General features: G+C 66.5%; 14 protein-coding genes. 4 read left to right on the forward strand and 10 right to left on the reverse strand.

Annotated elements, in window-relative coordinates; genetic code table 11:
• The first annotated feature begins 34 nt into the window (after positions 1-34).
• Together QRN07_RS12090 and QRN07_RS12095 are read left to right on the forward strand one after the other, a co-directional pair.
• Positions 35-466, forward strand: coding sequence for a DUF3592 domain-containing protein (locus QRN07_RS12090; protein WP_285241128.1), 432 nt, complete (start codon positions 35-37; stop codon positions 464-466).
• A 24-nt stretch (positions 467-490) separates the two neighbouring features.
• Positions 491-976 carry a hypothetical protein gene (locus tag QRN07_RS12095; protein ID WP_056601686.1) on the forward strand — a complete coding sequence of 162 codons (486 nt, stop codon included), beginning with the start codon at positions 491-493 and terminating at the stop codon, positions 974-976.
• A gap of 17 nt (positions 977-993) precedes the next feature.
• Here QRN07_RS12095 and QRN07_RS12100 read toward each other — a convergent pair whose 3' ends face one another.
• The 10 genes from QRN07_RS12100 to lysS all read right to left on the reverse strand — a co-directional run bounded on the left by QRN07_RS12100 (position 994) and on the right by lysS (position 11655).
• Positions 994-1170, reverse strand: a complete 177-nt coding sequence (locus tag QRN07_RS12100) for a hypothetical protein (protein WP_164468859.1) — start codon at positions 1168-1170, stop codon at positions 994-996.
• Positions 1171-1247: 77 nt separating this feature from the next.
• The gene (gene dhaM, locus QRN07_RS12105) at positions 1248-1937 is read right to left on the reverse strand and encodes a dihydroxyacetone kinase phosphoryl donor subunit DhaM (protein ID WP_285241129.1); all 690 of its coding nucleotides are present in this window, start codon (positions 1935-1937) and stop codon (positions 1248-1250) included.
• On the reverse strand, positions 1934-2566 hold the full coding sequence (gene dhaL, locus QRN07_RS12110; protein WP_056601691.1) for a dihydroxyacetone kinase subunit DhaL: 633 nt from the start codon (positions 2564-2566) through the stop codon (positions 1934-1936). Before dhaL ends, dhaM begins: the two co-directional genes overlap by 4 nt.
• A gap of 2 nt (positions 2567-2568) precedes the next feature.
• On the reverse strand, positions 2569-3570 hold the full coding sequence (gene dhaK / locus QRN07_RS12115) for a dihydroxyacetone kinase subunit DhaK (protein WP_056601694.1): 1002 nt from the start codon (positions 3568-3570) through the stop codon (positions 2569-2571).
• 229 nt (positions 3571-3799) lie between these two features.
• Positions 3800-4309 carry an amino-acid N-acetyltransferase gene (locus tag QRN07_RS12120; RefSeq protein WP_050684788.1) on the reverse strand — a complete coding sequence of 170 codons (510 nt, stop codon included), beginning with the start codon at positions 4307-4309 and terminating at the stop codon, positions 3800-3802.
• Positions 4310-4408: 99 nt separating this feature from the next.
• On the reverse strand, positions 4409-6526 hold the full coding sequence (locus QRN07_RS12125) for a S9 family peptidase (RefSeq protein WP_056601697.1): 2118 nt from the start codon (positions 6524-6526) through the stop codon (positions 4409-4411).
• 145 nt (positions 6527-6671) lie between these two features.
• Positions 6672-9164, reverse strand: coding sequence for an ATP-dependent Clp protease ATP-binding subunit (locus tag QRN07_RS12130; protein ID WP_050683655.1), 2493 nt, complete (start codon positions 9162-9164; stop codon positions 6672-6674).
• 322 nt (positions 9165-9486) lie between these two features.
• Positions 9487-9816 (reverse strand): histone-like nucleoid-structuring protein Lsr2, encoded by a 330-nt coding sequence (locus QRN07_RS12135; protein WP_050683656.1) that lies wholly within the window; start codon positions 9814-9816, stop codon positions 9487-9489.
• A 130-nt stretch (positions 9817-9946) separates the two neighbouring features.
• The gene (locus tag QRN07_RS12140; RefSeq protein WP_164468860.1) at positions 9947-10114 is read right to left on the reverse strand and encodes a hypothetical protein; all 168 of its coding nucleotides are present in this window, start codon (positions 10112-10114) and stop codon (positions 9947-9949) included.
• 2 nt (positions 10115-10116) lie between these two features.
• Complete coding sequence (gene lysS / locus QRN07_RS12145) at positions 10117-11655, reverse strand: lysine--tRNA ligase (protein ID WP_050683657.1); 1539 nt, start codon at positions 11653-11655, stop codon at positions 10117-10119.
• Positions 11656-11723: 68 nt separating this feature from the next.
• Between lysS and QRN07_RS12150 the strand changes: the two genes are divergently transcribed.
• The gene (locus QRN07_RS12150) at positions 11724-12578 is read left to right on the forward strand and encodes an alpha/beta fold hydrolase (protein WP_050683658.1); all 855 of its coding nucleotides are present in this window, start codon (positions 11724-11726) and stop codon (positions 12576-12578) included.
• A gap of 51 nt (positions 12579-12629) precedes the next feature.
• The gene (locus QRN07_RS12155; RefSeq protein WP_050683659.1) at positions 12630-13469 is read left to right on the forward strand and encodes an alpha/beta fold hydrolase; all 840 of its coding nucleotides are present in this window, start codon (positions 12630-12632) and stop codon (positions 13467-13469) included.
• Positions 13470-13539: the final 70 nt, after the last annotated feature.

Here is a 13539-nt window from a genome sequence, read left to right on the forward strand (position 1 = left end):
CATACTTCGGACATAACGCAACCAGGGGGAACGCATGAGAATGATCATCTATGGCGTGTGGGCGCTGTTTATGGTGGCCGCCGTTTTCGCGATTATCCGGACCGTGCGGACCACGCGGCGCCAGTCGGAGCAGATGGCCAGCTGGCCCAAGGCCCGGGCCACCGTGACCGGCAGCGTGGCGGGGTGGACCAACGGCGGGGGCGGCTCCAGCCGCAGCCGCCGCTACTTCCCCACGTACCAGTTCACCGACCCGCACGGCACGCTCTTTGTGGGCAAATCCGAGGTTTCCCGGGCAGCAGCCCCCGCACCGGGGTCCCCGCTTGAGGTGGCCTACAACCCGGCCAATCCCAACGAATCCCTGCAGGTTTCGGCCGCCTCCAAGGTTGCGCTGGGCTGCCTGATCCCGTTTTTCGCCGTCTTCGGTGTGGCTTCGTTCCTCTTCATCAGCTTTTTCCCGCTGCCCTAGGCCAAACTGCCCTACGCTGAAGGCATGCGCAGGCCCGGGGTTCTTCTGGCATTGATCACGACGGCGGGACTCACCGCGTGCGGGCCGGGCGCCGGCGGCGTGGCGTGCCCGGACCTGGGCCAGTCAAACGGTGTGGCCCTCACCGTTGCCGCCAACTACGCGGCGCAGGTTGACGTGGTGCACCTGGTGGCCTGCCAGGACGGCGGTTGCCACGAGGCCGACCTTGAGCTGATGCCGGGCAGCACCTCCGTGGACCAGGGCTGCACCACCGACGGGGTCTGCTCCGCCACGGCCTCGCCGGACGGCACCAAAGTGGGAAACCTCGACCTGGGTGTCCTGACCGAGTCCCCGATCACCGCAACGGTGACCGGAACCGCGGCCGGCGGCGCCCTGCCCGTCCGCTCCCTGGTGTTCAAGCCCAGCGCGGGGTATCCATTCGGGGAGCAGTGCCCCCGATACCTCTCGGCGTCCGTGATCCTGGACAGTGCGGGGCTGCAGCCCGCTTCCTGATGCTGTCCGGGGCGCCGTCAGAAGAGGGCAGGCTGGCCGAAGGGATCCTCGGCAGCTGCTCCGGAGACTGCCTGCGGCTGCGAGGTGCAAGCGTGCCAGTCAAAGCCGAGCTCAGCCAGAAGCTCCTCAACGGACATCTGTCCGTCAAGCACTTCGATCTCGGCAGGGGTTTCTTCCAGGTGGGGCCGTTCCATGGCATCGAGCTTATGGCCAGGGCCGGACAATGCCGCCCTGAACACACCGCCGGGCGCCTGATTGGGGTGGGTCCGGCCTACGGCTCGCCGAAGCCGGCCTGCACCAGCCCGCCGATGTAGTTCACCGCCCGTTCCGCGTCCAGACCCCAGGCCTGGACGTGGATACCCTGGCCCCTGCCAGCCGCGAGGGTCATCAGCGCCGTCATCGATGCCGCGTCCACACCGTTCAGGGTGACCCTGGCATCCAGTGCTGCGACGCCGCCGGCGATCCTGGCCGCCGGCCGGGCATGCAGGCCGGCCTGGTTGATGAGCTCAAAGTCGCCGGTGAAGTCCGGGCCCGGGCCTGTGACCGAGCCCTCGGCCAGCTGCGCTGCCGGAACCTCCGGGCTGCGCGGCGGTGCGCCCGCCGCCTCGGCCGCCCGCTTTACCGCGTGCAGCCCCGCCCCGCCCTGGGCTGCGACCGCCGCAGCCACCAGGCCTTCCACCAGGGGCGCGTCGGCCAGCACCACACCGTGCGGATTATCCACAAACTCCATCGCCGATTCGGCGGTCATCACGGCCGAGCCCAGGTCCGCGAGGACCACCACCCCGCCGTCCGCAGCCTTCTCGAGGGCCGCCAGGACCCTTTCCAGGCTGGTGCCAATGCTGCCGTCCATGGTGCCCCCGGCTGCCAGGATCTGCACATCCGGGGCCATCTGGGCGGCAAGTTCCGCGGCGCCGTCGGCAATTTTTTCACTATGGGACACCACTACCAGGCTGATGGTCATGCCGCGGCCCCCACTGCTGCCCGGAAGATCAAGGCGCTGGAAGCAGCTCCCGGGTCGCGGTGCCCGGCGCTGCGCTCCCCCAGGTAGCTGGCCCGGCCCTTGCGTGCCACCAGCGGGTCTGTGGCCGCAGCACCCGCTTCGGCGGCCTCTGCGGCGGCCACAAGGATCGTGAGGACGTCCGGGGCGCCGGCGTCAACGGCCGCCCGGGCGGCATCCACCGCCGGTGTCCAGGCGTCCACCATTGTTTTGTCGCCGGTTTCGGCCTTGCCCCGGGCCACGATGCCGTCCCGCCCTGCGGCCAGCGCAGCGGCCCATGCCGCGGAATCAATCTCGGTGGCGTCACCCAGGGCGGTTGCGGCGCGGAGGAAGGCCGTGCCGTACAGCGGCCCGGCGGCGCCGCCCACCTTCGACATCAGCGTCATGGCGGCCAGCTTCAGCGCGGCACCCGGTGTTTCCGGCGGCGCTTCGGCGAGCTTTTCCAGGACTGCCTGGAATCCCCTGTCCATGTTCTCGCCGTGGTCCGAATCACCGATGGCCCGGTCCAGCTCGATCAGTTCCATCCGGTGTCCTGCCATGGCCTGCGCGCACAGCGTCAGCCACTTCAGGGTCCAGTTAGTATCCAGCAGCATGCTCAGGCCCCCCAGCGCAGGGCGGCGGTGTGGACCGGCGCGTCCCACAGGGCGGTGAGTTCATCGTTCAGGCGCAGGACCGAGATGGAGCAGCCCTGCATTTCCAGGGCCGTGACGTAGTTGCCCACCAGCGAGCGGGCCACCACGGCCCCGTGGTCAACCAGTACCTGCGCTGCCCGCCGGTACACGATGTACAGCTCGCTCAACGGGGTTCCGCCCATGCCGTTCACAAACAGGAGCACCTGCTCACCCGCTTCGATCTTCAGGTCGGACAGGACGGGCTCCAGCAGCCGGTCAGTGATGCCGTCGGCGTTTTCCATGGCAATCCGGTGCCGGCCGGGTTCCCCGTGGATGCCGATGCCGATCTCGATTTCGTCCCCGGCGAGGTCGAAGCTGGGCGTCCCGGCGTGCGGTACGGTGCAGGCGGACAACGCCACCCCCATGGTGCGGACGTTGAGGTTGACGCGTTCGCCGATTCCGGCCACCGTGTCCAGGTCATCGCCGCGTTCGGCCGCCGCGCCGGCGATTTTTTCCACCAGCAAGGTCCCTGCCACACCCCGCCGGCCCGCCGTGTAGAGCGAATCCTCCACAGCCACGTCATCGTTGACCAGGACGGTGCGGACGCGGATCCCCTCGGCTTCGGCCAGTTCGCCGGCGGTCTCGAAATTCAGCACATCGCCGGTGTAGTTCTTCACGATGTGCACCACTCCGGCGCCTGAATCCACGGCCATTGTGGCGGGCAGGATCTGGTCCGGCGTCGGCGAGGTGAACACGGCGCCCGGGACGGCGGCGTCGAGCATGCCACGGCCCACAAATCCGGCGTGGAGGGGCTCATGGCCGCTGCCGCCGCCGGAGAGCAACCCCACCTTGCCTGCCACCGGCGCATCCTTGCGGGTGATGAAGGCCGGATCGGCGTTAACGCTCACGAGGTCAGCGTGCGCCAGGCCGAAGCCGGCAACACTTTCCCCGACCACTGAACGGGGATCGTTGATGAGTTTCTTCACGGCGTTGCTCCTGGCTGTGCTCCTGAAGGATGTCACAGACGACCCTACTACCGGCAGGCCGGGCAAAGGTAGGCACCGGCCGGGCCCTGGGGTGTTTCAACACGAAAAAGGGACAGCCCCCAATGACTGTCCCTTTCCGGGCCCCCATTCCCGGCCACCGCTAGTTTATCCATCAAATCGAATAAAGCCAAGACAGTACTGCCTTCGACGTCTTATTTGGAATTCCGGCCTAGAGGACGCGGATCATGCGGGTGTTGCCAAGAGTGTTGGGCTTGACCCGCGCCAGGTCGAGGAACTCCGCGACGCCCTCATCGTGGGAACGCAGGAGCTCTGAGTAGACCACAGGGTCCACCGCCGACTGGTCCGCCATAACCTCGAAGCCGTGGCGCTTGAAGAAGTCCACCTCGAACGTCAGGCAGAAGACCCGGTTGACTCCGAGGGCCCGGGCCCGCTCCAGGAGGCTCTCCACCAGCACATGGCCGATGCCCTGGCCACGCCGGTCCTGCGACGCCGCAAGGGTGCGGACCTCGGCCAGGTCCTCCCACATCACGTGGAGGGCGCCGCAGCCGATCACCTCGCCGTCGGCGGACTCGGCGATCAGGAACTCCTGGAGGCTTTCGTAGTAGGCGACGGTTTCCTTGGCCATCAGGATCCGCTCCTCGGCCAGGGGCGCCACAAGCTTCTTGATGGCGGAAACATCATCGGTGCGGGCAGGGCGGATCTCGAAGGAATTCGTCACAGGCCAATCCTAGTTGGGGCCTTGCAACGGCACCGAAATCCGGGCTTCTTCCGCTCAAGGAAGCGGCCCGGATGACGGTGCCGTAGGGTACGGGGGCGGCTAGAGACCCAACTCCCCGGGCAGTTCGGTTTCCTGGTCCAGCACGTTGCGGGCCAGGAATGACTCCACCACCTGGTACCAGATCTTCGAGTGGTTGGGCTGGAGGACCCAGTGGTTTTCGTCCGGGAAGTACAGGAACCGGTGCGGGGTCTGCCCGTCCCGGTCGGCTGCCAACTGTGATTTGGACAGCAGTTCGTACCAGAGCCGCAGGCCCTCGCCGATGGGCACGCGGTAGTCCTTGTCCCCGTGGATGACCAGCATGGGGGTGCTGATCTTTTCGACGTGCAGATGCGGGGAGTTCTCCCGCGCCATCTCCTCCGTCATTTCCTTCAGCCAGTACTGGGAGGAGTCGGTGGTGGGGCCGAACTGGTCCAGCGCCCAAAGGCTGGCGTGGGTCACAATGGCCTTGAACCTGTCGGTCTGTCCTGCCACCCAGTTCGCCATGTATCCGCCGAAGGACCCGCCCATGGCGGCCGTGCGGGTCCCGTCGATGTCCACCCGTTCCTCTGCCGCGTCGGTGACGGCCATAAGGTCCGTGAACGGCGCCTTGCCCCAGGCTCCCCAGCCGCGCTGGATGTAGGCCTGGCCGTAGCCGGTGGACAATGCCGGGTCCGGGAGCAGCACGGCGTATCCCTTGGCCGTGAGCAGCCAGGGGTTCCAGCGCCAGGTCCACGCGTTCCAGGATCCCAGCGGACCGCCGTGGATCCAGAGCAGCATCGGGGCGGGCGAGGCTGCGGACGCACCCTCCGGCAGTGCCAGGTACGCGGGCACCCGGGAGCCGTCGGCGGCGGTGGCGGCGATCCGTTCAAGCCGTCCGGAGGCCACGGGCCGCTCAGTGGGGGCCGGCAACCGTGTGGTCTCGCCCGTGGCCAGGTCGATCCGGACCGCTTCGGGCGGGAATTCGTAGGAGCTCCGCAGGGCATAGGCTGTGCGGCCTTCCGGGGACACCACAACGTCGGTATACGCCGCGGCGTCCTGCGTTACCCGGGTGATACCGACTTCAGCCGCAGCGGACGGGACGCTGATCCGGAAAACCGGCGACGCGCCGTCGTCGTCCGCGGTCACCAGGAGGGCGGACCCGTCAGGGAGCCAGGCCGCGGGCTTGGCCCACCGGTCCCAGTCGTGCGCCAGCGGCTGCAGCGCCACAACCCCCCGGCCCGCTGATACGTCCAGCAGGTGCAGCTTGATTTCCGGCGCCTGGTGGGGAGTGGAATCACTCTCACTGACCACCACCAGCGTGCTGCCGTCCGGGCTGACGGGGCCGGGAAAGAAGCTCATGCCTTCCTGGTCCAGTAGGACTTCCTGCGTGCCGGACGCCACGTCCACGGCCACCAGCACAAACCGGCTGTCTGCCCTGGCCAGCGGCTTGGTGTAACTGGTGTAAATGGTCCGGCCGTCAGGGCTCACAGCCGTTTCCGCTTCCCGGAGCCTGGCACCGGCGTCCGGGGTGAGGTTCCGGAGGGCCAGCGGCGCGGTGGCGTCCACCGTGGCGGGCTTCCCTGGAGCATCGCCGGCCCCGGGTTCCACGGCGAAAATGCGGGGCTGGCCGGGGCCCAGGTCCTCGTCCCAGTACCGCACCGGGTATTCGCTGTGCAGGATGGCGGAAACCTTGTTGTCTTTGCGGGCCTTGCGGCGCGCAGCGTCGTCCTCCTCGTCTGCGGACCCGGCCAGGACGTCCGCGGTCACGAAGGCCGCAGCGGCGTTCCTGGCGGTTTTCACGGCCGACACGCCACCGGGCCGGCTCAGGACGATCCGGGCTTCGCCGCCGCCCGCGGGCAGGAGCCAGAGCGCGCTGACGGGCTCGTCCTCCGGGCTCTCCGGATCGGGGCGGGCGGAGGTGAAGTAGACGTCACCGTTGGCGGCGAAGCATGCGCCGGCCTCGCCCTTGGCGCTGCGGGTGATGCGGCGGGCCTGCTGCCGGCCGGCCGGGTCGATTTCCCACAGGGCGGAGGCAAATGCGGTGCCCTTGCTGTTCAGGGTGCCGACGGCGGTGACCAGGCGGGTGCCGTCCGGGCTCAGGCTCAGGCCACTTACCCGGGGGATGGAGAGGTAGTGGTCGAGGTTGTGGAACGGGGTCAGTGGTTGCTCTTCCGGGGTCTCCGGTTTCAGGGTAGCCATGCGTCCGATTCAAACACGTTTTGTGCGCCAGGACACAGTACGCATGGTTTCGTCGCGGCGGGCCCGGCCAGGGAACGGATCCCGGGTTAAACGCGGAAGCCCCGCCCTCTCCTGGTGGGAGAGGGCGGGGCTTTCGTCGCTGGCGCTAGACGCTCGGAGCGATCTCCGGGATGCGTGGCTTGGCGTTACCGGCGAACGTGAACTTGGCTTCGTCGCCGTCGCCTTCCACATCCACCACCACGATGTCACCGGCGTGGATCTCGCCGAACAGGATCTTCTCGGAGAGCTGGTCCTCGATCTCGCGCTGGATGGTCCGGCGCAGCGGCCGGGCGCCCATGGCGGGGTCGTAACCGCGGGTGGCGAGGAGGACCTTGGCCGCGGGCGTGAGCTCGATGCCCATGTCCTTGTCCTTGAGCCGCTTCTCCAGGCGGTTGACGAACAGGTCCACGATCTCGATGATCTCGTCCTGGGTGAGCTGCGGGAACACCACAACATCGTCAACGCGGTTCAGGAACTCGGGGCGGAAGTGCTGCTTGAGTTCCTCCGTGACGCGGGCCCGCATCCGGTTGTAGCCGGTCTGCGTGTCCGTGCCCGACTGGAAGCCGGTGGCCACGGTCTTGGAGATGTCCCGGGTGCCCAGGTTGGTGGTCATGATGATCACGGTGTTCTTGAAGTCCACCACCCGGCCCTGGGAGTCGGTCAGCCGGCCGTCCTCCAGGATCTGCAGCAGGGAGTTGAAGAGGTCCGCGTGGGCCTTTTCCACTTCGTCGAACAGGACCACTGAGAACGGACGGCGCCGGACCTTCTCGGTCAGCTGGCCGCCTTCCTCGTAGCCCACGTAGCCCGGAGGGGCACCGAAGAGCCGCGAGACGGTGTGCTTCTCGGAGTATTCGGACATGTCCAGGGTGATGAGGGCGTCCTCCTCACCGAACAGGAATTCCGCGAGGGCCTTGGCCAGTTCGGTCTTGCCGACGCCGGTGGGGCCGGCGAAGATGAACGAGCCACCCGGACGCTTGGGGTCCTTGAGTCCGGCGCGGGTCCGGCGGATTGCCTGCGACAGTGCCCTGATGGCCTCGTTCTGGCCCACCACGCGCTTGTGCAGTTCGTCTTCCATCTTGAGCAGTCGCGAGGATTCTTCCTCGGTGAGCTTGAAGACGGGGATGCCGGTGGAGTTCGCCAGCACCTCGGCGATGAGGTCCTCATCCACCTCGGAGATGTCGTCCATGCCGCCGGACTTCCAGTGGCGTTCCTTTTCGGCCCGCTCGGTGATCATCTTCTGCTCCTTGTCACGGAGCGAAGCGGCACCCTCGAAGTCCTGCGCATCAATCGCGGACTCCTTTTCCAGCTTGAGCTTGGCGATGCGCTCGTCCATGGCCTTGAGCTCCGGCGGCGCGGTCATGCGGCGGATGCGCAGGCGTGCGCCGGCCTCGTCGATCAAGTCGATCGCCTTGTCCGGCAGGAAGCGGTCGGAGATGTACCGTTCGGCGAGGCTGGCCGCGGAGGCCAGGGCGCCGTCGGTGATGGTGACGCGGTGGTGTGCCTCGTAGCGGTCACGCAGGCCCTTGAGGATCTCGATGGCATGCGCCACGGAGGGTTCCTTGACCTGGATCGGCTGGAAGCGGCGCTCCAGCGCGGCGTCTTTCTCGATGTGCTTGCGGTACTCATCAAGCGTGGTGGCGCCGATGGTCTGCAGTTCCCCGCGGGCCAGCATGGGCTTGAGGATGGACGCAGCATCAATGGCACCTTCGGCGGCACCCGCACCCACCAGGGTGTGGATCTCGTCGATGAAGAGGATGATGTCGCCGCGGGTGCGGATCTCCTTGAGGACTTTCTTCAGGCGCTCCTCGAAGTCACCGCGGTACCGCGAGCCTGCCACCAGTGAACCGAGGTCCAGGGTGTACAGCTGCTTGTCCTTGATGGTCTCGGGGACGTCGCCGCGGACGATCGCCTGGGCGAGGCCCTCAACGACGGCGGTCTTGCCGACGCCGGGCTCACCGATCAGGACCGGGTTGTTCTTGGTGCGGCGGGAGAGGACCTGCATAACGCGTTCCATCTCCTGCTCGCGTCCAATGACCGGGTCCAGCTTGTTCTCGCGGGCAGCCTGGGTGAGGTTCCGGCCAAACTGGTCCAGGACCACCGAACCCGCAGGGGTGCCTTCGGGCTGGCCCGGGCCGACGCCTGCGCCGGTGGTTTCCTTGCCCTGGTAGCCGGACAGCAGCTGGATGACCTGCTGGCGGACCCGGTTGAGGTCGGCGCCGAGCTTGACCAGCACCTGGGCGGCAACGCCTTCACCTTCCCGGATCAGGCCAAGCAGGATGTGCTCAGTGCCGATGTAGTTGTGGCCCAGCTGGAGCGCCTCGCGCAGCGAGAGTTCCAGGACCTTCTTGGCGCGGGGGGTGAAGGGGATATGGCCGGACGGGGCCTGCTGGCCCTGACCGATGATCTCCTGCACCTGCTCGCGAACGCCGTCGAGCGAAATGCTCAAGGACTCAAGAGCTTTGGCGGCAACGCCCTCACCTTCATGGATCAGACCCAAGAGGATGTGTTCGGTACCGATGTAATTGTGGTTCAGCATGCGTGCCTCTTCTTGGGCAAGCACCACTACGCGACGGGCACGGTCCGTAAATCGCTCAAACATTTCGCCACACTCCTAGCTACGACGTACTTTGATGCTACGTGGCCCGCTACAAGATGGGGAGCGTGTTCGCCACGGGGGAAACCGGGACCGGTCCCGAATAGCAGCCGGCCGCCGTTGCCGGCATTTCCGGGGGGTGCCGGCAGCATCCGGCGGGAGGAAAAAATACCCCGGCCCAAATGAATTGACAAATCCGGTGCCGCTTCGGTTAGCCACAACAAAGTATGCGGTTTTTGCGGGCCGGACCGCATTCGCGGCTGGAACACAAAAAACCGCGCTTCCCGGAGTCCGGGCGGCGCGGCTTTCCGTGCATCACTGCGCAGGGCTAGGAATTTGCCTTTTGGTAGGCTTCCTGGATTTCCGCCTGAATTCGGCCGCGGCTGTTAACGGTGTAGCCGTTATCACGGGCCCACTGGCGAATCTGCGCCGAATCATTGTTCCGGCCGGCAGCGGGCGCCTTGGCGCGGGCCGCGCGGCCACCGGACGTCTTACGGCCGGCGTCGATAAAGCGCTCCAGCGAAGTGCGGAGCTCGGCGGCATTAGCTGCCGAGAGGTCGATCTCATAGTTGGCCCCGTCAAGGCCAAACTTTACATTCTCGTCTGCGGATCCCCCATCCAGATCATCAACGAGGATGATGTTTACTTTCTGTGCCATTAAAAGACTTCCTTGTGAGGGGTGGATTTTCAGAGAAGCAGGATGTTTCCTAAAAAGTTTTACTCTCTTTATGGCAACGCGTCAAAGTACGCAATGGTTCCTGGCTATATTCCCGGAAAGTTCACAGGGTTTAGTTATTGGAAACCGGACCGTGGCCGGCCGCTTTGGCATCCGCCTCGGCCTGCGCACGCGCCTCTGCCTGCCGCTCGGATTTGTCCGCATTGAAGATTGACTTCATCGCGAACCAGAACAGCAGGCCCACCACCAGGGAGGGTACAAGGACAGCTACATACTCCACGGTCAGTTTCCTTCGGGCTTCAGGAGTGGGAACAGGATGGTTTCGCGGATGCCGGCACCCGTGAAGAGCATCACCAGCCGGTCGATGCCCAGGCCGATGCCGCCCATGGGCGGGGCGCCGTATTCCAGGGCCCGCAGGAAGTCCTCGTCGAGCTGCATGGCCTCGTCATCGCCTGCGGCGGCGTGCCGGGACTGCTCGGTGAGCCGGTCCCGCTGGATGACGGGGTCGATCAGTTCGGAGAAGGCGGTGCCGCGCTCCATGCCGCCGATGATGAGGTCCCAGGCCTCGATGAGCCGGCCGTCCTCGCGGTGCGGGCGGGCCAGCGGCTGCGCCGAGGGCGGGTAGTCGTAAACGAACGTGGGGTTCAGGAGGGTGGGTTCGACGATTTCGCCGAAGAGCTCCACGGCAAGCTTCTCGGCATCCCACTTGGGGTCAACCTTCACTTCGTGCTTTTCGGCGATCCCGCGAAGCACCTCAACGGACGTGTCCGGCGTGACTTCCTGGCCAACGGCGTCAGAAAGTCCCGGGTAGACGGACAGCCAGGCCCATTCGCCGTCGAGGTTGATCTCCCCGGCGTCGGTCTGCAGCACACGGCCGGCGCCAACGGAATCTGCGGCGTCGAGGATGATTTCGCGCATGCGTTCGGCCATCACGAACTGGTCCGCCCAGGCCTCGTAGCATTCCAGCGTGGTGAATTCGGGGCTGTGGGTGGAGTCCACGCCCTCGTTGCGGAACACGCGGCCCATGTCGTACACCCGGTCGATTCCGCCCACCACGGCACGCTTGAGGTACAGCTCGGTGGCGATCCGCAGGGTCATCTTCTGGTCGAAGGCGTTCATGTGGGTCTCGAAGGGCCGGGCGAGGGCGCCGCCGTGGACCAGCTGCAGGATCGGGGTTTCCACCTCAACGTAGCGGCGCTTGAACAGCGTCTCACGGATGGAGCGGGTGATCGCCGCGCGGGTGTAGACCATCTCGCGGGCCTCGTCACGGACCATCAGGTCAACGTAGCGCTGGCGAACGCGGGTTTCCTCGCTCAGTTCTGCATGCAGCACCGGCAACGGGCGCAGCGCCTTGGAAGCCATGGACCAGGAATCGGCCATCACGGAGAGTTCACCGCGGCGGGAGGAAATCACCTCTCCCTTGATGAACACGTGGTCACCCAGGTCCACCAGCGCCTTCCAGTCGGCCAGCGCCTCCTCGCCCACGTTGGCGAGGCTGAGCATCGCCTGCAGGCGTGCACCCTTGCCGTCCACGCCGCCTTCCTGGAGGGTAGCGAAGCAAAGCTTTCCGGTGTTGCGGACAAACACCACGCGCCCGGTGATGCCTACGGTCTCCCCCGAGGCGTCGTCGGCCTCAAGGTGGGAGTACTTTTCGCGGATCTCCGTCAGCGAGTGGGTCCGTTCCACTCCCACCGGATACGCCTCGGCGCCCCGCTCGATCAGTTTGGCGCGCTTCTCCATGCGGATCCGCATCTGCTCGCTGGCGTCGAGGGGCTCGGGTGCGTTTTTGGGGGCGGGGGTGTTTTGGGAAGTCACAGTCATCAAGTTTACGGGACGCCACCCATCCGGGCTTGCCGGGCCGTCCGGGGCCGGAAGCCTAGGATGGGGTGGTGAAAGAACAGGCACTTCCAACGCACGACGGCGGCCGGCTGGCTTTGTACAGTTACGGCACCGAGGACGCGCCGGGCGAACGCCGGGTGGTGGTTATCGGCGGCGCTTTCCTCACGGCGTTGATTTACCGGCCGTTTTCGATTGCGCTGGCCGACGGGCTGGGACCGGGCTGGGCCGTGGACGTCTACGACCGCCGCGGCCGGGGCAGTTCCACCCCGCAGCCTCCCGGCTACTCCATGGCCACGGAGATCGAAGACGTCCGGACGGTCCTGGACGCCACCGGCGCCCGGAATATCCTGGGCCACAGCCTGGGCGGCTCGGTGGCCCTGAACGCCGTCCAGGAGTTCACCGGGACGGCGTACGTTCCGGACAAGCTGGCCGTGTACGACGCCGCCGTGAACATTGATGGGAGCATCGACACCGCCTGGCTGGACGGGTTTGAGGCGGCGGTCAACGACGGGAAGCTGGGCCATGCCCTGGCTCATGCGAAACGGGCGGTCAATCCCGGATCGGCAATGGCCCGTGTCCCCGAGCCCATCCTGGCGGGACTGATGGCGCTGGTGTCACGGACCAAGGTGAACAAGGTGTTCCGCGACGTTATGCCGAGCGCCGTGGGCGAATTGCGGGCCGCGTACAACGAGGCCGAATCCGCCAGGGATTTCCGGGTGCTGCCGGCAAACACCCACTTCATGGCGGGCGGGAAAAGCCCCGGCTATTACAAGGTCACCGCCGAACGGCTGCACGCGGCCGTTCCCGGCAGCACCTATGAACTCTCGCCGAAGGGATTCCACGGCTCCATCCCGGCCGCGGTGAATGAACTGGTCACCGACATTTCGGAGTACTTCAAGGGCTGAGCATCAGGGTGCGTATCGCCTGCGTCCGGATTGCTCGGCTAGGCTTCGACCATGACGCGCGAGAACATCAGGACCCCCGACGGCGGCACTCTGGAGCTCTTTTCCACCGGCGCTGAACTGGCCAAGGCCGGTTCCGGCATCGTTGTGGTGCCACCGTCCATGGTGACGGCTGCCGACTACACCAAGTTCGCCCAGAAGCTCAGCGCTGCCCTGGGCCGCCCCGTCCACACGTTCAACCGCCGCGGGCGGGGTTCTTCCTCACCCCAGCCGGAGGACTACACGCTGGATGTGGATATCCGGGACCTCGACACCATCATGAAGCACACGTCCAGCACTGACGTGTTCGGGCACAGCTTCGGCGGCGCCGTGGCGCTGCACGCGGCGCGGACCCTGCCCGTGGAGCGGCTCGCCGTGTACGACCCCGCGGTGTCCGTGAACCACAGCGTCACCGCCGATTGGACCGCCGAATACGAACGCGCCGCCGCTGCGGGCGACGACGACCGCGCCCTGGCCGTAATGAAGCGCGGCCTGGAGTCAGGCGGCAGCAGCTTCTCGTCCCGGATGCCGCTGTCCATGCTGACGCTCGCCAACAAGCTGACCGCCGGCACCAGCGAGGGCCGGCAGCAGCGGGACATGATGCGGACGGGCGTCCGCGAAATCAAGGCCATCATCGCCGCGGACATGCCCGCCGAGCCGTTCCTTGAACTGCCGCTGGAAACCCTGATCGTGGTGGGCGAGAAGAGCCCCGCTTACTTCGGCGTGGCCTGCGGCCAGATCCACGACGTGCTCTCCGGCTCCAGCTACACCATCCTGCCCGGCATGGGGCACGACGGTGTGATCAAGGCCCCGGACCGGCTGATCCAGGAGCTGAGCGACTTCTTCGCAGGCTGACGGTTCCTGCGCCCCGGCTCACCAACCTCCCTGAGCATCCCAACTAGCTCGCAGTTGTTGTCGTTTTGAC

The organism is Pseudarthrobacter sp. MEB009, assembly GCF_030208875.1.
Lineage (GTDB): Bacteria > Actinomycetota > Actinomycetes > Actinomycetales > Micrococcaceae > Arthrobacter.

Coding starts and splice junctions, on each gene's coding strand:
- lysS (WP_050683657.1), bottom strand. CDS start 11,655: ATGACTGTGACTTCCCAAAACACCCCCGCCCCCAAAAACGCACCCGAG.
- QRN07_RS12155 (WP_050683659.1), top strand. CDS start 12,630: ATGACGCGCGAGAACATCAGGACCCCCGACGGCGGCACTCTGGAGCTC.
- QRN07_RS12100 (WP_164468859.1), bottom strand. CDS start 1,170: ATGGAACGGCCCCACCTGGAAGAAACCCCTGCCGAGATCGAAGTGCTT.
- QRN07_RS12095 (WP_056601686.1), top strand. CDS start 491: ATGCGCAGGCCCGGGGTTCTTCTGGCATTGATCACGACGGCGGGACTC.
- QRN07_RS12090 (WP_285241128.1), top strand. CDS start 35: ATGAGAATGATCATCTATGGCGTGTGGGCGCTGTTTATGGTGGCCGCC.
- QRN07_RS12125 (WP_056601697.1), bottom strand. CDS start 6,526: ATGGCTACCCTGAAACCGGAGACCCCGGAAGAGCAACCACTGACCCCG.
- dhaL (WP_056601691.1), bottom strand. CDS start 2,566: ATGCTGCTGGATACTAACTGGACCCTGAAGTGGCTGACGCTGTGCGCG.
- QRN07_RS12130 (WP_050683655.1), bottom strand. CDS start 9,164: ATGTTTGAGCGATTTACGGACCGTGCCCGTCGCGTAGTGGTGCTTGCC.
- dhaM (WP_285241129.1), bottom strand. CDS start 1,937: ATGACCATCAGCCTGGTAGTGGTGTCCCATAGTGAAAAAATTGCCGAC.
- QRN07_RS12135 (WP_050683656.1), bottom strand. CDS start 9,816: ATGGCACAGAAAGTAAACATCATCCTCGTTGATGATCTGGATGGGGGA.